Origin of the sequence: Burkholderia sp. MSHR3999, assembly GCF_000833595.1 — a bacterium.
Taxonomy (GTDB): domain Bacteria; phylum Pseudomonadota; class Gammaproteobacteria; order Burkholderiales; family Burkholderiaceae; genus Burkholderia; species Burkholderia ubonensis.
Genome location: NZ_JRFO01000005.1, coordinates 414,036 through 434,470, shown reverse-complemented (window position 1 = coordinate 434,470; position 20,435 = coordinate 414,036). Strand labels below are relative to the sequence as shown.

The window sequence follows — 20,435 nt, the reverse complement described above, 5'->3', positions numbered from 1 at the left end:
GCCCATCCAGCGGACCGATCCCGCTCACGCAGCCCCCGCCTCGCCGCTTCGCCTGTTTTCGCCGCGCTCGGCGCCGCTTCGCGCCAGCACGGGTTCGAGCGCGCGCCCCGTATGACTCGCGCTCACCTGCACGAGCCCTTCCGGATGCGCGGCCGCCACGATCGCGCCGCCTCCGACGCCGCCCTCCGGGCCGAGATCGATGATCCAGTCCGCTTCCGCGATCACGTCGAGGTCGTGCTCGATCACGATGACGCTGTGCCCCGCATCCACGAGCCGGTGCAGCACATGGATCAGCTTCGCGACGTCGGCCATATGCAGGCCCACGGTCGGTTCGTCGAGCACGTACAGCGTATGCGGCGCTTTCTGGCCGCGCCGCGTGACGTCGTCGCGCACCTTGCTGAGTTCGGTGACGAGCTTGATGCGCTGCGCCTCGCCGCCGGACAGGGTCGGCGACGGCTGGCCGAGCGTCAGGTAGCCGAGGCCGACGTCCTTCATCAGTTGCAGCGGATGCGCGATGTTCGAGATCGGCGCAAAGAACTCCACCGCTTCGTCGATCTCCATCGTCAGCACGTCGCCGATGTTCCGGCCGCGCCACGTGACCGCGAGCGTCTCCGGATTGAAGCGCTGCCCGTGGCACACGTCGCACGGCACCTTCACGTCGGGCAGGAAGCTCATGCCGATCGTGCGCACGCCCTGCCCTTCGCAGGCGGGGCAGCGCCCTTCGCCGGTGTTGAACGAGAAGCGCGACGCCGTGTAGCCGCGGGCGCGCGCCTCCAACGTGTCCGCGAACAGCTTGCGGATGGCGTCCCACACGCCGATGTAGGTTGCCGGGCATGAGCGCGGCGTCTTGCCGATCGGCGTCTGATCGACTTCGAGCACGCGATCGATGTGCTCCCAGCCGCTGATCGACTCGCAGCCCTGCCACGCATGCGTGACGTTGAGCGACGGCCTTGGCGCGCTGCGCGCCAGCACGCTCGCGCGACGATTTGCCGCCTGCGGCGCTGCCTGCTCCGCGGCCTTGCGCGCGCGGCGCGCGGCCGGCGACGACAGCACCGAGCGGCCCACCACGTCGAGCAGGTTCGTCATCAGCACGTCGCGCGCGAGCGTCGACTTGCCCGAGCCGCTCACGCCCGTCACCGCGACGAGCCGCCCGAGCGGAATGCCGACCGTGACGTCGCGCAGGTTGTGCAGCTTGCCGCCGTGCACCGTCAGCCAGGTTTCCGGCACCGCCGGCCCGTGCTTCGCACCCGGCAGGTTCACGCTGCGGCGCGGCTGCAGCGGATGCACGATCGGTTGCGCGAGGAAGCGCCCCGTCAGCGAATCGGGCTGCGCGGACAGGTCGGCGACGCCGCCCTGCGCAACCAGCGTGCCGCCGCGCTTGCCGGCCCCCGGGCCGACGTCGATGATGTGATCGGCGCGGCGAATCGTGTCTTCGTCATGCTCGACGACGACGAGCGTGTTGCCCTTGTCGCCGAGCTTGCGCAGCGCGTTCAGCAGGATCTGGTTGTCGCGCGGATGCAGGCCGATCGTCGGCTCGTCGAGCACGTAGCAGACGCCCTGCAGGTTGCTGCCCAGTTGCGCCGCGAGCCGGATTCGCTGGGCCTCGCCGCCCGACAGGCTCGGCGCCGCACGGTCGAGGCTCAGGTAGCCGAGCCCGACTTCCTCGAGAAACGCGAGACGGCTGCCGATCTCGCTGACGATGTCGCGCGCGATCTGCGCATCCCGCCCGGCGAGCTGCAGGCCGTCGATCCACCGACGCGTATCCGACACGGTCCACTGCGCGACGTCGACGATCGGATGGCCGTCGAAGGTCACCGCGCGCGCGGACGGGTTCAGGCGCGTGCCGCCGCAATCCGCGCACGGCTCGTCGCCGACGCCCTCCGGCTCCTGCTCGTCGGATGGCAGCGTCTGCTCGCGCCCTCGCCCGTCTTCGGCGAGCACCGTGTCGTCGTAGGCCGCGCGCTGTTCGCGCGTGAGCGTCACGCCGGTCCCCACGCAGGTCGTGCACCAGCCGTGCTTGCTGTTGTACGAGAACATCCGCGGGTCCAGCTCCGGGTAGCTCGTGCCGCACACCGGGCACGCGCGCTTCACCGACAGCACCTTGACCTCGCCGATCCGCGCGGTCGAATGATCGTTGGTCATCGCATGATGCAGGCCGTCGAGCGGCGCGAGCAGATGCATCACGCCCTTGCCGAGCTCGAGCGTCTCGTCCAGACGCTGCCTCAACTCGGCTTCGTGGTCCGGCGACACGACGAGATCGGCCACCGGCAGCTCGATCGTATGCTCGCGGAAGCGATCGAGCTTCGGCCACGGGTCGACCGGCACGAATTCGCCGTCCACGCGCAGGTGCGTATTGCCGCGCGCCTTCGCCCACTTCGCGAGATCCGTGTACACGCCCTTGCGGTTGACGACGAGCGGCGCGAGCAGCCCGACGTGCTCGCCGCGGTGCTCGCGCAGCAACTGCGCGGCGATCGATTCGACGGTTTGCGACGTCACCGGCGTGCCGTCGTGGATGCAATGCTGCAGGCCGAGCTTCACATACAGCAGCCGCAGGAAGTGCCACACTTCGGACGTCGTCGCGACCGTGCTCTTGCGGCCGCCGCGCGACAGCCGCTGCTCGATCGCGACGGTCGGCGGAATGCCGTACACCGCGTCGACTTCCGGGCGCCCCGCCGGCTGCACGATCGAGCGCGCGTACGCGTTCAGCGACTCGAGGTAGCGGCGCTGGCCTTCGTGAAAGAGGATGTCGAACGCGAGCGTCGACTTGCCGGAACCGGACACGCCGGTCACCACGTTGAACTTGCCGTGCGGAATGTCGACGTCGAGCGCCTTCAGGTTGTGCTCGCGCGCGTTGACGATCCGCACGACGTCCTCGCCTTCGACCGCCCGACGCGCCCGCGCCGCGTTCAACGCGGCCTGCAGCGGCACACCCTCGTCCACGGGCTCGGCTTCGGCGCCCATGGCGCGCTCGTAGTGCAACAGCGCCGCGCCGGTATGCGATTCGGCGCATGCTTTCACGTCGTCGGGCGTGCCCGCGCACAGCACGAGGCCGCCGCCGTCGCCGCCTTCCGGGCCGAGATCGATCAGCCAGTCGGCCGCGCGGATCACGTCGAGATTGTGCTCGATCACGATCAGCGAATGACCGCTTGCCAGCAGCTTGCCGAACGCCTGCATCAGCTTCGCGATGTCGTCGAAGTGCAGCCCCGTGGTCGGTTCGTCGAACATGAACAGGCGCGCTTGCGCGATGCGCGCCTCTTCCGTGACGACACGGCGCCCGCTGCCGGCCTTCGCCGACTCGGCGAGAAAGCCCGCCAGCTTCAGGCGCTGCGCCTCGCCGCCCGACAGCGTCGGCACCGGCTGGCCGAGCTTCACGTATTCGAGCCCGACGTCGACGATCGGCTGCAGCACGCGCAGCACGTCGGCGTCGGCCGCGAAGAACGCCGCGGCTTCGCTGACGGTCAGGTCGAGCACCTCGGCAATGCTGAGCGCGCGGCCGCCGCGTTCGATCCGCACTTCGAGCACCTCGGCGCGATAGCGCCGGCCGTCGCAGTCCGGGCAGCGCAGGTAGACGTCGCTCAGGAACTGCATCTCGATGTGCTCGAAGCCCGAGCCGCCGCACGTCGGGCAGCGGCCGTCGCCCGAGTTGAAGCTGAACGTGCCCGCGCCGTAGCCGCGCTGCAGCGCGAGCGGCGCCTTCGCGAACAGCTTGCGAATCTCGTCGAACGCGCCGACATAGCTCGCCGGGTTCGAGCGCGTGGTCTTGCCGATCGGCGACTGGTCGACGAACACGACGTCGCCCACCTGCTCCGCGCCCGTGAGACGGCGGTACGCGCCCGGCGACTCGGTCGCCTTGCCCAGGTGCCGCGCCAGCGCCGGATAGAGCACGTCCTGCAGCAGCGTCGATTTGCCGGACCCCGATACGCCGGTCACGCAGACGAGGCGCTGCAACGGAATCTCCACCGTGACGTCGCGCAGGTTGTGCTCGCTCGCGCCTTCGAGCACGATGCGCGGCGTGTGCGCGTCCACCGCGCGGCGCGACCAGTGCGACGCGTGCGCGACGTGCTTGCGGCCGCCGAGATATTCGCCCGTCAGCGTGCGGGCCGAACGAATCGCGCCGGGCGTGCCGTCGTAGACGATCGTGCCGCCGCGCTCGCCCGGGCCGGGGCCCATGTCGATCAGCCGGTCGGCCGCGAGCATCACCGACGGATCGTGTTCGACGACGACCAGCGTATTGCCCGCGTCGCGCAGGCGCTGCATCGCCTCGACGATCCGGTTCAGGTCGCGCGGATGCAGCCCGATGCTCGGCTCGTCGAGCACGAACAGCGTCTTCGTGAGCGAGGTGCCCAGCGCCGTCGTCAGGTTGATCCGCTGCACCTCGCCGCCCGACAGCGTGCGGCTCTGGCGGTCGAGCGTCAGGTAGCCGAGCCCCACGTCGCACAGATACTTCAGCCGCGTGCGCACCTCGGCGAGCAGCAGCTTCAGCGCGTCGTCGAGCAGCGCGCTCGGCAGGCTGATGTCGTCGAAGAAGCGGCGGATGCGCTCGATCGGCAGCAGCATCAGGTCGTGCACCGTCAGGCCCGGCAGCGCTTCGAGCTGCGCGCGGGTCCAGTCGACGCCGCGCGGCAGGAAGCGGCCGGCCGGCGCGAGCGCCGCGTCGGCGTTCGCCTTCGTGCCGAGCCGCCACAGCAGCGACTCCGTCTTCAGGCGCGCGCCGCCGCACACGTCGCACGGCGTATAGCTGCGGTATTTCGACAGCAGCACGCGGATATGCATCTTGTACGCTTTCGATTCGAGGTACGCGAAGAAGCGCTTCACGCCGTACCACTGGCTCTGCCACTTGCCGTTCCAGTCCGGCGAGCCGTTGATGACCCAGTCCCGCTCGTCGGAGGTCAGCTCGCTCCATGGCGTGTCGCGCCGGATGTTCGCCTTCGCCGCATAGCGCATCAGGTCGTCCTGGCATTCCTTCCATGCGGGCGTCTGCATCGGCTTGATCGCGCCGCCGCGCAGCGTCTTGCGTTCGTCCGGGATCACGAGGCCGAGATCGACGCCGATCACGCGGCCGAAGCCGCGGCAGGTTTCGCACGCGCCGTATGCCGAGTTGAACGAGAACAGCGCCGCCTGCGGATCGGCGTAGCGCAGATCGCTCTCCGGGTGGTGGAGCCCGGTGGAGAAGCGCCACACCTGAGGCTCTGCTGCCGCGTCCTCTTGCGCGAGTACGTAGACGTTTACCCGCCCGCCGCCGCGCTTCAACGACGCTTCGATCGCCTCGACCGCGCGCACCTTGTCGACCTGATGCAGCCGGAAGCGATCGGCCACCACGTCGAGCACCTTGCGCGGCCCGGTGGGCGACGCGACTTCGCGCCGCGCCTGCACCCGCGTGTAGCCGCTCGCCGACAGCCACTGCTCGACTTCCTCATCGGTCACGGCTTCCGGCAATTCGACCGGGAACGTGACCACGAGCCGCGGATCGCGATCCGCCGTGCGCGCGGAGAGGTCCGCGTAGATCGTCTCCGGCGTGTCGTGCCGCACCGGCTGCGCGGTCTTGCGGTCGAACAGTTCCGCCGCGCGTGCGTACAGGAGCTTCAGGTGATCGTTGAGCTCGGTCATCGTGCCGACGGTCGAGCGCGAACTACGAACCGGATTGGTCTGGTCGATCGCGATCGCGGGCGGCACGCCGTCGACGCGATCCACCTGCGGCCGGTCCATCCGGTCGAGAAACTGCCGCGCATAAGCGCTGAACGTCTCGACGTAGCGCCGCTGGCCTTCCGCGTACAGGGTGTCGAACACGAGACTCGATTTGCCCGAGCCCGACGGGCCGGTGACGACCGTCATTTCGCCGGTGCGCAGGTCGAGGTCGAGGTGCTTGAGATTGTGCTGACGCGCTCCGCGAATGCGGATCAGATTGCTGGATGACAATTTGTCTGCCCGTCTGAATGAGTTGGCCAGGGGGCGCGGCAGCCGGAAGGCTGTGGCCCGTTTCGGACGAGTACTATACTGTATATTCGTACAGTTCTCCATCCGTGGCTGTCTTGGGGGTGTTTCGGGCGGTGCTGCACTTCGGCAGCTTGGGGCGGCCTGCCCTTGGTTCTGATGCGTTTTTAATGGGGGCGGACTGATCCGGATGCGACAGGGCTTGAGTTCCGGGGCATTTCGCGCGGACGCGCCAAACGGTCTGACCTGCGGCGACTCGCCGACGATGCACGAGTCGGGCAGTTCACAAGGGCTGCCTGAGGAATTGGGGAATTTTCGAAACGTTCTTGCAGAAGAGCGTGAAATATCCGCCGACGCGATTCTTGCGAATCGCCCGCAAATCCTCTTTCGACTTCTTCAACAGTCCTGATAGCGAGCGATTGCTCACCCCACCCGCTCTCATCCTGATCGTTACGTCAGGGAGGTAGGCGATGTTGACATTCGGTAAACCGAACAGGCGCAGAATCATGTCATAGTCGGCGCTGATATCGAACGAGTCGTCGAATCCGCCAGTCCGCTCATATCCAGAATCCGCAATGTCCCATCCGTCGAGCTGACCAGGGCTTCGCGGTTCTCCACCGGCCGCCTACAACTGATTGAAGAGGTCGTCGCGAGCTACGATCCCAGGGGCCGGGTCGAGGGGAACTTTGGTAACGACGCGTTTGCCTACCGCGGTGCACGCGACCGCGCCAATGCGGCAACGAACTGGTGACAGATAGATGACCTCTTTCGGTGGGAGGGAACACCATGCTCGGCAATGGCGCGGCCAGCCGACGTGCAGCGAGTTCGTCGCTACCAGCAACGAGCAGGCGTGGGTCGCGCAATATGCCGAACGACTGGTCGACGGCCAGTTGCCGATCAGTCGGCGTTGACGCCGGCCGCGTCCGGTCAGCCTCGGCAACCCAGCCGTAGGTGGTCGGCGTGCTCGGGCCGAACTCCTTGGCCAGTTCTACCGGGCGACGCCCGGCATGTACCTGGCCCACGATCTGTTGCCGAAATCCCGGTGCATGGGGCGCGCAGCACAGTATTTAGACATGAGCCGTGCCTCCTCCGTGACAGGATGGATTGTGTCCATGAAAGCGGGTCATCCCCACTTCGATTACGGCGCCCTTGCGCAGTATGCTTGCGAGGCGGCGGTTCAGGTCGGCAAAATCATCCATGCGGCAAGGATGCTGCACGCGTACGGGAGGGGCACGTGTATTCAGTTGTGTCGGGGCAAGCCACAGCGAAAAAGCCCGCTGGCCCCAGTGTCAACGGCGTGATCTGGTTCAAGCGGTGCATGAGCCTCGAAGGTCGGAGCCCGTGGTGTATAAGACGAAGGGGTTGACCTGGCCGATCGGAGTCCGGCCAGGCCTGCGAGCTCTTGATGTCGAAGATGGAAAACGTGACCATCCGGGTCATCATTCAATGCGAAACATCAAGACCTCAGCCCACTTGAATGAACGGGTCCCAGTAGAAATACCCAACAACTTTCCCATTTGAATTGTTGACCAGGACGAATGACAACGTGTATTGAATATTCACACTGACTTTTTCGATTGTCGCAGAAACTGTATTCGTCTGGTTGATGAATTTGGTGGGTGTCGTCGACGCCGGACTCCCGGTCCCCAGATACATATATCCCTCGGCGCTCACATATGTCAACGGACCCATTGCATTTGCGGGATTGAATGACCCATTGTATAGATATACAGTGTAATCCCCATTCACATCGAACGTGGTGATTGCCCATTCCACCTCGTCGCGGGCGTCTGCTTTGATTTGCAATTCAGATTGCCCCTGGGTGTTGTTGGCGACAGAGGCATTGGGCGCAACCATTGTGACGAAAACGTCTGATTGAGCGTACGAACCAAGGGAAGTGGGCGCGCCAGGCGTTCCTGGGCTGATGACCCCGTCGCTGACCTGTTGCGCCAATTTGTTGCCATCTACCGAAACAAGCACATTAATCGTTGCCATGATGATTTCCTCGAGCTATGATTAGAGTCAATAAAAATAAGTAAATTGAATCTTCAATGCATCGCCCTATCAACGAAGCAACCAAATTGATAATCATATGCGCCAATAAGGCAATATGATTTTATGAATCGATGCTCTGTCGAACAACTGTCAGTCTTGACAGGTTTTTGAAGACGTTATTGGATAAATGGGGCATGAAGATAACGTAGTTCCTATGTTCAAGATATCAGGTGATACTGACGGATCAAGTATTGACTAATACAACCGATAATATCGATCTTCGCGCCGTCTCGCGTCTCGATCGCAGACTGTCTGTGCAGCGGTTACTAAGATTTCTGTTTTTAGTGTCATATAAGAATCCCCGCAAACCATTGCCAGCAGGGCATCGCGCGGTCTCCACGTCCGACTCTACAAGCGAAAAGGTTAGTAAATGAGTCCGCGCGAGGATTTACCCGTCGTTACGCCGGGTTGCCGCTGCCGCCCGTGCCGCCGGTCGGCTTGCCTGCTGCCGCGCCGGCCGTCTTCACCTTGTCGAGCAGCGTCGGGGACGGCTGGCCGGTTCTCGTGAGCGCGCCGTTGGACTTCAAGGTTTCGAGGTCCGCATCCTGGCCGGCCTGACCGGGCTTGAACGGCGTCGTCAGAAACGAGGACGCCGACACCGTCACGCCGGTTTCGTTCTTGATGGTCTGGATGACCCCGTTCTGCGCCGATGCGACGGCCGACGGACTCGTCAACGCGCCCTGATACGTCGGATTGGTCGTGAGGCCCGTCAGCAACCCGTTCAGGTCCGTGCCGAGTTGCGCCGCCATGTAGGTCAGCAGCATTTCGGTCAGCGGCGTCACGTTGAACGTGCCGCCGCCGCTCGCGAACGAGTGCTGCGTGGTCGTCCCGTTCGTCCCCGTGATCGCGCACGGTCCCGCGAACACGAACGAGATCGAGAAGGCGCCGTTCGCGTCGGCTGTCCCCGAACTATTGCCGCTCTTGCAAGCGATCGTGATCGCGGCGTTCGCCATGGGCGCGCCGGTCGCGGCCGTGCCGCTGATCGTGGCCAACGATGCATTCGAAGGCGTCGTGCTGTTGCTGTCGCTGCCCCCGCCACATCCCGCCAGCGTGCCTGCCGCGAGCGCAAACATCCCGGTCTTCCATGCTCTCAGTACCACCTTCTTCATCGTCGTCTTCATCGATTCTCTCCATTAGGTCGACTCGATCATTGAATGCCTGCGTCACTGCCCCGTCCGGGGCCACGCTGCACTACCAGGCAGCTGCGTCGCCTGCGTGGTCGGCGGCGCAGCGCTTGCGGATTGTGCATAGCGCTTGTACGCGTCGCGCATCCGGTAAAGCTGCGTCGCAAAGTATTCGGCGCTGAAGCGACCCCGGTTGAGTACGAATTGTTGCGTGTTGTAGGCAAAGTCGAGGTTCTCGGCGCCGTCCTGCGACAGGTAGTTCGTCGATCCGACGCGCGTGCGGAAATTGAGCGAGAACTGCTCTGCGCCGTTGATCTGCACGATCCCCGGCTTCATCCCCTGGCGAGGCGTCAGCGGGAAGCTGACCGATGCCCCGACGAACGAACCGTGCCCGCTGTGCCATCCCTGCACGCTGAACGACACGTCGTCGAACCAGCGCGTCAACGTGATCAGCGGCCCCTTGTCGCCACCCACATAGCGCGCGACGCCCGCCTCGATCCACATCTTCCACGCGGGCTCGACCCACCGGTACGTGAGCAGCGCGTTCTTCTCCGCCGGCAGCGCATCCTTGCCCGGTTCGCGATGCAAATACGCGAGCTTCAGCCGCACGACGTCGGGGCGGCCCGGCACGAATGCGGTCGTCTCGTTCTCGATGCCGAGGTACTGGAGGTTGAACTTGCCGAGCGCGGTCACGTTGAACACGCGCGGCGCAATCCAGAAGCTCTGCACGAGGGCGACCGTCGACAGTCCGCCGCGCAGGCGATACCGGTCGTACACGTGGCCGTTGTCCATGTTCTTGCTGTTCGCGATCGGCACGATCACGCTCGAATACAGTTCCGCCCCGCGCCACAGCGGCACGAATCCTTGAAGGTTCGCGCCGATCGAGTAGTCGAAGTTGCCGTACTCCGTGCCGTACAGGTAGGTCGTGACGGGTGCGATCTGGATCCGCACGAGTCCGTGCTTGCGCGCGTTGCCCGACCATGCGATCGAATCCGCGTCATGCGTCGGCCGCATGCGCATCGACAGCGATGCGCCGGCCGCAGTCGATGCGCCGCCCGCGACAAATTGCGCGTAGTTCGTCCGGTCGACGCTCACCTCGCCCAGCGGCTCATTCGCCTTCTTGATCACGATGCGCACGGTCTCGATGCCCTTGGGCGCGTACTGCGCTGCCGCGCCGAGCGCGATGCCCAGCGCGTCCGCCTCGTTCTGGTTGTAGCGGTGGTTTTCATATTCGACGACGAGATCCGTGCCCGCAACGCCGGCCCGCACGCGCTCGAGCCCCGCATCCGCCAACACGCGCACGATCGTGTCGAGCGCCGCCGCGGAATCAGGTGCCGTGTCGATTGCCGGCGCGCCGGTCTGCAAGAACGCGGGCGCCATGCGAGGCGCTGGCGTGGCGACGTCGCCGCGCGCCACGTGCGCCGTTGCGGGCATCGGTGCGGCCGGCTCGACGTGCGTGAACATGCCCGACGGCGCGAGCACGGCGGCCGGTTTCACCGCATCGCCGTCCGTGGCGTGAACGTCACCGAGCGACGCCGCATTCGCCGCCGCATCCTGTGCGCCGTCGCACAAGCCCTTGCCGCAACGCGCCGCATCGAACCGCTTGCCGAGCGGAATCTGCACGCCGATCGAGAACGACGTGCGCGGCGCAACCCCGTCCGTATGCTTGAGCGAGCGCGTCACGGTGCCGACGAGGCTCGCGTTGGCGAGCCATCTGATCGGCGGCGACTGGTAACGTATCCCCGCATACGGCGTTTTCGAATCGTGCTCGGCAAGCAGCGACAGTCCCGTTTGCCACAGTCGAAGCTCGGCGCCGCCGAACACACCGTCGAGCCGGTCGCCGTGCCCGTAGCCGACCGTCAGTGTCGCGGGCCCGAGCGGCTGCGACACGACGCCATAGGTGGACCGGAAGTAATGCGTCTGCCCGCCGACGTCGTTGATGCCGATCGCGATATCGGGCTGGTATTTGAAGAACTTCGGAATCGAGACCTTCGCGTTCGCCATCAAGTGCCGAAGCACGAAATGGTCGTAGCCCGGCACCGTCGTGCGCACTCTGCCGGGGTAGTCCGCGAGGCCGCCCGATACCTCCACGTACGGAAACAGGCCGACCGCACCCCAGACGATGTCGGAACTCGTCGTGTTCTTCCCGTACTGCGGATCGATGTAGTTGTTGTATTGCCCCTCGAATGTTCCTTCAGGCAGCGTGAATCCGTATGGAATCACGAGCCCGCCGGACGCGCCCATCGAGGTCAGCACCGGCGAGCTCGCCGCACCGGCCGGCAGGCAAAATGCCAACGCCGCCCCCAGGGCAACGGCCGTCGGCTTGTTCGCGGCCACCTTCACACGCAACTTGATTGTCATTGGTCGTGTCCTTGGTTGTTCGTATCGTTTCGTGACACCCAACATCGCCGAACGTCGACCGATTCCGCTACAGGAAAAAGACGTAGACCCCGGCGAAATAATTCTTGATCGCGTCGTACATGACCATCATCACGACCGCGGACAACAGCAACAACCCGAGCGGCTGCTTCACCTTTGTCTCGGGCAACAGGATGGCGATCATGGCCGGCGCATAGTAGCCAATCCGGCTCATCGCAAACGGAAAGACAAAAAACGACGTGACCAGAAAAACGATCAGCCCGACGTGCATCACCGCGATTTGATCGATGACCAACTCGTGAACGTCCTGCCGCTTTTCAAGAAACCATCGATGAATGATCATTGCAGGCGCAATCGAATAGATAAGCAGCGCCAGCACGTAAGTCGCGTTGAACATGCGTTCGAGATTGCGATACTCGTCGACGCGTCGCCCCCCGAATGTCGCGAACAACAACGGCGATGCCAGGGCAAGCAGCAACCCGACGCAGGCGCTCGCGGATACGGAGACTATCGCCCCCCGCCGTCGCAACAACCGGGCGACCAACAGAAGCAGCGCCGGGAACGCGAAAGTCGTGTGAATGGTTCCCGCGATCAAGGCACCGGTTGCCGGACGCTTCCACCGCAGCGCGACGTACATGGCAATGGCAAACGCCATGCCTTGTCGGATCTGGAACAGCCCCATCGTCGCCAGACCCACCGGGATCACCGACCACAGACACAAATCCAATATCGGACGTCGCGTATTCCAGAGTGCCGAGATCATGGCAACGTTGAGCACCACGACCGTGATCCGCACGCCATCCTCCGGGTCCACGCCCAGCGCGTTGATCGCCAGCACCCAGGCTCGCCAGCCGAGTTCCTCCGTCATCACGCTGGTGGCAAAGCCCAGAAACGACGATCTGCCGGCCCATATGTTCGTGAACCAGCCGATGTCGGTCAGGCGGAAGTAATTGATGTAATTGTCCTGATCGAGAAGCTGGCTTCTGTCGCCAACAACCATGAAGCTCAGGACTACGCCAGCCAATCCGACAAAAACGAATGTCGACGGCCGCATCCATCTTTTATCGATCGAGATGGCGATCTTGCCTGGCGAGACGGAGAGTTTCATCGCAGCGTGGCCTTGTCGCAGGAATGTTCAGCCGCGCGGGAATCCGTTTCACATGCCGCCCGCTGCGGCGGACGCGCATGATCGGCACCGCTCAGGCCCATGCTCAGGAAAAGTTGCTCCCATAGCGAAAGAATGCGCGACGGGGCGAATTTCGCAGCCACGCCGTTCGCCATGCTCGCCATTCGCTCCCGCTCCCGATGGTCGACCATCAGCTTCAGCAAAGCGTCGGCGAGCGCGCCGACGTCACCGGCCGGACTCACCAGCACTCCGTCGACGCCGTCACGAATGATGTCCCGCGGCCCCACGTCGCAGTCGAAACTCACTGCTGCGCAACCGCTTCCCATCGCTTCCATCAGCGTCATCGGCAGCCCCTCGAATCGCGAACTCATCACGTAGAGATCGGCACGACCGTACCACTCCCCGATATTTCCGGCTCTCCCCGGCATCAGGACCAGGTCATCCAGTCCACGCTCCGCGATCGCCGACTGCAGCGTCCCGCGCGCGTCCCCCTCGCCGAGAATGACGAGTTTCCAGCCTGGCACACGTTCGTGAATCCTTTCGAATGCCTGGATCAGCAGATCGAATCCCTTTTGCGGCGCCAGGCGCCCGACGGCCAACAACAGCCGCGTATCGGCCGATATCGTCTCCAATGGCGCAAGCCGAGGCTCCATGACCTCCATCGGCAGCGCAACAGGATTGGGAATGATGCTCACGTTCCTGCACCTGCAATGACGCTCAAGCCATGCGCCGGTCTCCGCCGTCAGTGCGACCACCGCATCCGCGTGTCTGAACGTGAGGCTCCGCAGCGTCTCCCATACAGCGTTCATGCGAAGCATCGGCGGATGATTGTGCTCGGTGGCGATCACTTTGAGCCGCAACCCGATACCGCCGAGAATGCCCAGAACCGACGGCACCGTCATCACCCCGATCACGACATCGGGGCGCCGATCCTTGAAGAGCCGGCGAACCGCTGCGAGGCGCCGGACGTTCGCGAGCATTCCGTCAAGCACCCCCGATGAAGCACCCGCCAACGCCAGGTCGACACGCGCCACCCGACTGTCCAGTTTGTAGAAGTCCGCGTCCGAAGACACGAATGTCGCGACCGTGACATCACATCCGCGCTCGGCCCAATTGTTGGCGAGATTGGCCGTGACGCGCTCGGCTCCGCCGCAACGCATCGAGTGATTGAGCAACACGATCTTCATCGGCATTTAGCGTCCTGTTCTCGAAAGGACGAGATAGCAGCCCAGCGACGACGCATGCATCAGCGCGCTCGCAAGCAGGATGCCGGCGATACCCATCCAGCCAACCAATACGTAATCGCCGAGCGCCTTTACGCCGAAATTGATCATCGCAATCGCGGCCATCGCCCGAAAGCGCCCTTCGCTGGCGAAGCACTGAACCAGAACGAGCACGGCGAAATAAAACGGAAGCTGTATCAATCCCCATCCGAGAAGGGCCGATACCGCCAGCGTGTCCTGTGGACCGAAAGCACCACGCTGGAACATCAACCGCACGCCCTGCGGCGCGCCCAGCCAGCCCGCGACCGCAACAAGACTGCCACCGGCGAACATCACCGCTGCCCACTTGAACGCCGTCGTGCGTGTCCTGTCCGGATCGGCGCTGTTCAGGATGTCCGCGAAAACGGGCAGCGTCGCCCGGCCGATCGCGAGTGCGCCCATGCTCAACAGCAGGCCCAACAACCGATTGGCATAGCCGAGCGTTGCGATCGCGCCGCTGCCGAGGTTTGCGACGAAGTACTGGTCCAGCGGCGTCACGAGGCTCATCACCATCTGCCCCACCATGAAGACCCCAAGCGCGCGATACATGGTCGGCCACTGCGAAGACCGGAAGCCAAACCGCAGGCCCGGGCGGATTCCGTCGGCGCGAGCGGCCAGCACGCTCAAGCAGACCGCTTGCAACAGGAAGCCCGTTGTCGTCCCCCAAGTCAGCGGGACATAGGTGTTCTTGTTCGGCGTGAGCCATATCCAGACGAGGAGCACACCCGCCGGAATGCATTCCAGCAATGTATTGACATGACGCTCGCGCGCTTGCAGGCGTGCGCCCGACACGCAGATCAGCAACGTAAAGAAAGAAATGAACGACATGCCCCGCGCCATTTCACGGGACAGCTCGGCCGTGCGGTACGGCAGATGGGTATCCACCACTGCCAGGACGGCATCCCATGCACCGTAGAGCGCGCCGGCAAGCAGGGTGCCCAACACCAGGCTTGCTCCCCGCAATTCGCCCAGAAACAGCGTTCGCTCCCTTTCCGGGAGCTTCTGCAGGCGAACCAGCGTCGGTACGAGGACGACACCCAATACCGTCGCCACGGTCCCGGGCACCCACGTGATCATCGTGAGTGTCAGTTGGTACGCGTCGACCGCGGCGCTGATGCCGTAGCGATACGCAATGGCCATTTCCTTCATGGCGCCTGCCGACTTGCCGACAAGCACGAAGAAGGAAACGAGCATCGCGCTGCGCAGGATGCGCTTGTGATCGGCATGAACTGCCGCCAAGCGGCTGCCGATTCGGTCGATTACGGGTGTCAAGGCATGCGCCCTTAAACAGGCCGAGGGCCCGCGAATCCGAAAAGCTTGCGTGAAAGTCGTTTCGCCCGGCGGACCGGCCACGATCCGCCGGGCGTACGCGTTCACCCCAGATAGTCGATATACCAAGGCATCGCGCGCTCGATTCCATCGAACAGGCGAATCGAAGCGTCATAACACAACAGCCTTCTTGCTTTGTCGACGCTTGCTTGCGAGTGCCTTACGTCCCCGGCACGAAAGTCCCGGTAAACGGGACGCGCGTCATTCCGGATGCCGTTTTTCACCAATGCCGCCTGCAACGCGGCGAACAGCTCGTTCAGCGTCGTCCGATCGCCGATCGCCACGTTGTAAACCTCGTTCCTGCTCGCATCGTCCGCCGTCGCGGCGAGAAGATTCGCTTCAATGACGTTATCGACGAAACAGAAATCGCGACTCGTTTCGCCATCGCCGTTGATGAACACCGGCTCGTTCCGAATGAGCGCGATCGCCCATTTCGGAATCACGGCGGCGTAGGCGCCATCCGGATCCTGACGCTTCCCGAATACGTTGAAATACCGCAAGCCGATCGTCCGGAACCCGTAGTTCCGCGCAAAGACTTCCGCGTACATCTCGTTCACGCACTTCGTTACCGCGTAGGGAGACAACGGCTTGCCGATCCGGTCCTCGACCTTCGGCAAGCCCGGATGATCGCCATAGGCCGAACTCGATGCCGCATACGTGAAACTCTTGACGCCGGCATCGCGGCCGGCGACCAGCATATTCAGAAAACCGCTCACGTTGACTTCGTTCGTGGCAATCGGATCGATGAGCGAACGCGGCACCGAACCGAGCGCCGCCTCGTGAAGCACATGGTCCACGCCATTGCACGCGTTGCGGCAATCCTCGAGCGAACGGATATCTCCTTCGATGAATCGGAAGCGACGCCATTGGTCCGGCGTGACGAGGCCGCGGACCTCGTCGAGGTTACGTAGATAGCCCGTCGACAAATTGTCCAGGCCGACAACCTGCTGATCGAGGTTCAGCAATCGCTCGAGCAGATTCGAACCGATGAACCCGGCCACGCCCGTGATGAGCCAGGTCTTCGGATCCTGTTGCAGCGCTTGGCTGGTTCTGGCGTAGCAGTTGCACATGTCGGTGTCGGGTCGAATTGGCCGGAGGCGGAAGCGAATCGAACGGCAATGTCTTACAGACGAATATCGGTCGAATCCACGTGAAAGACGGACTTCAGATCGTAGAAGACATGGTCGGGCCTGCCGAATTCGTGAATGGCGTCCGCGCCGAACTCGGCAAACTCCCGATGTGCAACCGCCAGCACGATGGCGTCGTATTCGTTCTTGGACGGTCGATCGATCGGATTAATGCCGTACTCCTTCCACGCGGCCTCTTTCGATACCCACGGGTCATATACGTCGACGCTGACGCTGTACTCCGCGAGTTCCTTGATGATGTCGACGACTCGGCTGTTGCGTAGATCAGGGCAGTTTTCCTTGAAGGTCAGCCCCAGGACCAGCACGCGCGCGCCTTGAATATCGATACGCCGCTTCGTCATTGCCTTGACGAGCTGGGCCGCCACATACCGCCCCATTCCGTCGTTCAACCTGCGTCCGGCCAGGATGATTTCCGGGTTGTATCCGATCGCCTGCGCCTTGTGCGTCAAATAGTAAGGATCGACGCCGATACAGTGCCCGCCGACGAGGCCCGGAACGTACGGGACAAAATTCCACTTGGTGCCGGCCGCGACGAGCACCGACTCGGTGTCGATGCCCATCTTGTTGAAAATGATCGCCAATTCGTTGACCAGCGCAATATTGACATCGCGTTGCGTGTTCTCGATCACCTTCGCCGCCTCGGCCACACGAATGCTCGACGCCTTGTGCGTGCCGGCGGTGATGATCTCCTTGTACAAACCGTCGACGATATCCGCCACTGCCGGCGTCGAACCGGAAGTCACCTTGCGGATCATTGGCAGCCGGCGGGTCTTGTCACCGGGATTGATCCTCTCGGGACTGTATCCCGCGAAGAAATCCACGTTGAACGTCAGGCCCGAAACGCGCTCGAGCACGGGTACGCAAACTTCCTCAGTGGCCCCCGGATAGACCGTCGATTCGTAAATCACGATGTCGTCCTTTTTGAGTACGTGGCCAACCGTCTCGCTCGCGCCGATCAAGTGGCGCAAGTCCGGCTGCTTGTGCTCATCGATCGGCGTAGGTACGGTCACGATGAAGACATTGCAGTCCGCGATGTCTCCTCCGTCCGCCGTGATCTTCAAGTGCCGGGCCTGCGCCAGCTCCTGAGTGCTCACCTCGAGCGTCGCGTCGTGACCCTCGTTCAGGGAATCGACACGCGAACGACTGGTGTCGAACCCGACCACCGGAAATTTCTTGCCGAATTCCACGGCCAGTGGCAGGCCAACATACCCCAGGCCAATCACCCCGATCCTGAATTTGAGATTAGACATACGCCCCCCAAGCGCGACACGGCTTCATGCCGAAATCCCGAAACCGGAAACCGCCTTCAAACTGGTCAGGTACTTTCATAGTTATACGAAACATACCTGTAGCTTCCGTACTTTCCGCCATACCTGTAGTTTCCGCCTCGTGTCTTCATTCCGTTGAAGATCAGGCCGCTCACGTGCGAACCGCTTTGCACCAGCTGCTTGACGGACTCCACCACTTCGCCGACACGTGTCTGGCCGAAGCGTGCAACCAGGAAGACGGTACCCGCGATCGTCGCGATGATGGCCGCGTCCGTGACGGCGAGTACCGGCGGCGAATCGATCAGCACAATGTCGTAGTCGGCGGACGCCTTCTGCATGAACGAAAGCCAGTTCCTGTTCATCAGCAAGGCCGCGGCGTTCGGCGGCAGCGTTCCGGTCGTCACGAGATCGAGGTTCGGCACGCTCGTCTTGCGGATGATGTCGGCGGCGGATCGCGTTCCGGCGATGAAATCCGCGATGCCGGCCCCGCGCTCTTCGCCGAAATACTTGTTCAGAATACCTCGACGCAAATCGCCATCGACCAGCAGGACCCGCTTGCTTTCGGCCAGCACCACCGCCAGATTGGCCGACGCAAACGACTTGCCGAGGCCGGGTGACGGCCCCGTCAACAGCACCACGTTGTTACGAGCGTCCAGCATTGCGAATTGAAGTGCCGTGCGCAGGCTGCGCAGACTTTCGATGGCCGGGTCTCCCGGGTACAAATTCGCGAGCAGACTTGCCTGACCGGCTGCCGTCGATTCCGTCATGTTGGTCGCGAGCTTGCGTTGCTGCTCGCTGTGCGGAACCGTTGCATAGACGGCCAGTCCGCTTTGCGCCTCCAGCGAGCGCACGTTCGTGACACCGGTGAAGAGCTTGTCACGCAGGAACGCCGCACCCGCGCCGACAAACAAGCCCAGCAGCGTCGCGACGACGACCACGACCATCTTCTTGGGAAATACCGCCCGCTCGGGCAACGAAGCGGTGTCCACGAGACGGACGCTGCCGATCTTCCCCGCCTTCAGCAGGCTCAATTGCTCGATGTTGTTCCTCAACGCCAGGTAGAGATCCGTATTCATCTGGACATCACGCTGGAGTCGAATCGCATCGCGTTGCGCGGTCGGCATGCGCTTGATCTGATCCGTCAGTTCGCCGATATAGCCCTGCGTTTCGGCAATTTGCTCGTCGATCGCCACTACGCCCGGATGCATGGGACCAAAGCGCGTCAACAGTTCCTGACGCTTCTGCCTCAGCGTGAAAAGTTGCTGCTCTGCGTCCGACGACTGCGCGAGAATGGATTTCCCTTCTTCCGTCAGGTCAAGGACCTTGTGCGTGTTCCGATAATCGTTCAGCCGATTCTCGGCCTGTTCAAGATCCCGTTTCATCTTCGGTTCCTGACTGGCGAGAAACTGCAGCGAGTTCTCTGCTTGTGCGGCTTTCCGATCCACGTTTTGCCTGATGTACTGATCGCCGATTTCGTTGAGGATCGCGCTGAGCAGCTCCGGATCGTCGGATCGAAGCGTGGCGCTGATGACGCCCGACTGCTTGCCGAGTTCCTGGATCCGCAGTTGCTTCTGCAGGTCTTCGATCGTGTCCATGCGCGATCCGCGGACAAGATCGAACCTCGCCCCTGCAGCGCCGTTGATTCCGCGCACGAAGAGGTGGATCGGGCCCGCAGACGCCGGGAATGTCTCTGCCGTCCCGACACGGCCGTTGACCGGCTGCTCGAAGCCCGGACCGCTCAGTTCATAGCGGCCGCGTGCCAACGCGACGAGCTTGTACGGCTTGCCTTCGAGCTGTTTCGGCACATCGAATGCCGCGACGTCGATCGACTCCTTGCCCCACGTATAACCGCCAATACCGAAGAGTCCCGGCACGGACAGGCCGTCATGGCGACGCGCAAGCCATCCGCCAATCACCGGGAAGCGATGCGGCTTCGCATGGATAAAGAGCTTGAGCTTGTCGACCGCTCGCGACACGACGAGACGCGAGCCGAGAATCTGGATTTCCGCATCGGCGGTCGATTTGACGTCGAACATCGTCGACAGCGTGCCGAGCAGGTCCTTTGCCGCCGACGCATCCGGGCTGTCCTCGATCTGGACCAGGATGTTCGACTCGTAGATCGGCGTCACGAGCAGCGCGTACAGAGCGCCGATGAAGATGAATACCGCAGCAATCGCCGCGATCAAAAGCCGATTGTCGAGCAGGACATCGAGAACCGATGCGAGATCGAGTTCTGCCGTCTCGACGACGTTCACGTCTGGGCGTTGGTTCGATTGGGTCATGAGTACAGCCGATTCCTTCAAGTAATGATCTTGGTTTGCCCGGACGACCTTCCTTGCCTTGTGCCCACCCTTGCGAGGCGTCGAGCCACGGGTTAGCTAAGCTTCCGGATTCGCTGCACCCAATCGTCAACGCCCATCTCGATCATCTCGAGGCACTCCTCGAACTTCCGTCGCTCCTGCCCGAACGGATCGGCAATGTCAAAGCGTCCGTAGTGCCCCAGCGTGAAGACCCGACCGCGCGCGAACGGATAGGCGTGTTCGATCGCCCGGCGGTGCCCGTCCTCCACCGCGAGAATGAGATCCGCCCGGCGGCACTCATAGTCCCCAAGTTGCCTGGCGCGATGTGGCCTGATGTCGATCTCGCGTTCCTCCATCAGTTCGATGGAGCGCCTGTCGGCCGGCTGTCCGACCCGCGCATCCAGGCCAGCCGACCGGACTTCGACATCCGTCAGGCGCTCCCGCAGCAGCCCCTCCGCCATCGGGCTGCGGCAAATGTTCCCGACACACACGACAAGTATCGAATGCATGGCA

Annotated in this window: 12 protein-coding genes; all 12 read right to left on the bottom strand. The window is 63.3% G+C overall.

Features of this window, described 5'->3' with window-relative positions; translation table 11 throughout:
* Window positions 1-24 precede the first annotated feature (24 nt).
* Window positions 25-5,916, bottom strand: coding sequence for an excinuclease ABC subunit UvrA (gene uvrA / locus KY49_RS15595; RefSeq protein ID WP_042585528.1), 5,892 nt, complete (start codon window positions 5,914-5,916; stop codon window positions 25-27).
* A 298-nt stretch (window positions 5,917-6,214) separates the two neighbouring features.
* Window positions 6,215-6,439, bottom strand: coding sequence for a hypothetical protein (locus tag KY49_RS15590; protein ID WP_052495721.1), 225 nt, complete (start codon window positions 6,437-6,439; stop codon window positions 6,215-6,217).
* 956 nt (window positions 6,440-7,395) lie between these two features.
* A complete protein-coding gene (locus KY49_RS35710) occupies window positions 7,396-7,926 on the bottom strand; it encodes an AidA/PixA family protein (RefSeq protein WP_071749999.1) in 531 nt (176 codons plus the stop codon).
* A gap of 458 nt (window positions 7,927-8,384) precedes the next feature.
* A complete protein-coding gene (locus KY49_RS15585; RefSeq protein WP_042585527.1) occupies window positions 8,385-9,107 on the bottom strand; it encodes a carboxypeptidase-like regulatory domain-containing protein in 723 nt (240 codons plus the stop codon).
* A 42-nt stretch (window positions 9,108-9,149) separates the two neighbouring features.
* Complete coding sequence (locus tag KY49_RS15580; protein ID WP_042585526.1) at window positions 9,150-11,471, bottom strand: YjbH domain-containing protein; 2,322 nt, start codon at window positions 11,469-11,471, stop codon at window positions 9,150-9,152.
* A 67-nt stretch (window positions 11,472-11,538) separates the two neighbouring features.
* Window positions 11,539-12,597 (bottom strand): hypothetical protein, encoded by a 1,059-nt coding sequence (locus KY49_RS15575; protein WP_042585525.1) that lies wholly within the window; start codon window positions 12,595-12,597, stop codon window positions 11,539-11,541.
* On the bottom strand, window positions 12,594-13,808 hold the full coding sequence (locus KY49_RS15570; RefSeq protein ID WP_052495720.1) for a glycosyltransferase family 4 protein: 1,215 nt from the start codon (window positions 13,806-13,808) through the stop codon (window positions 12,594-12,596). Before KY49_RS15570 ends, KY49_RS15575 begins: the two co-directional genes overlap by 4 nt.
* Window positions 13,809-15,254: a murein biosynthesis integral membrane protein MurJ gene (gene murJ, locus KY49_RS15565; RefSeq protein ID WP_231636432.1), complete on the bottom strand. Its 1,446-nt coding sequence runs from the start codon at window positions 15,252-15,254 to the stop codon at window positions 13,809-13,811.
* Complete coding sequence (locus KY49_RS15560; protein WP_042585524.1) at window positions 15,251-16,276, bottom strand: NAD-dependent epimerase/dehydratase family protein; 1,026 nt, start codon at window positions 16,274-16,276, stop codon at window positions 15,251-15,253. The genes murJ and KY49_RS15560 overlap by 4 nt, the downstream gene beginning before the upstream one ends.
* A gap of 53 nt (window positions 16,277-16,329) precedes the next feature.
* The gene (tviB, locus tag KY49_RS15555; RefSeq protein ID WP_042585523.1) at window positions 16,330-17,604 is read right to left on the bottom strand and encodes a Vi polysaccharide biosynthesis UDP-N-acetylglucosamine C-6 dehydrogenase TviB; all 1,275 of its coding nucleotides are present in this window, start codon (window positions 17,602-17,604) and stop codon (window positions 16,330-16,332) included.
* Window positions 17,605-17,669: 65 nt separating this feature from the next.
* Window positions 17,670-19,904, bottom strand: coding sequence for a polysaccharide biosynthesis tyrosine autokinase (locus KY49_RS15550; RefSeq protein ID WP_042585522.1), 2,235 nt, complete (start codon window positions 19,902-19,904; stop codon window positions 17,670-17,672).
* 92 nt (window positions 19,905-19,996) lie between these two features.
* Window positions 19,997-20,431 (bottom strand): low molecular weight protein-tyrosine-phosphatase, encoded by a 435-nt coding sequence (locus tag KY49_RS15545; RefSeq protein ID WP_042585521.1) that lies wholly within the window; start codon window positions 20,429-20,431, stop codon window positions 19,997-19,999.
* Window positions 20,432-20,435 lie beyond the last annotated feature (4 nt).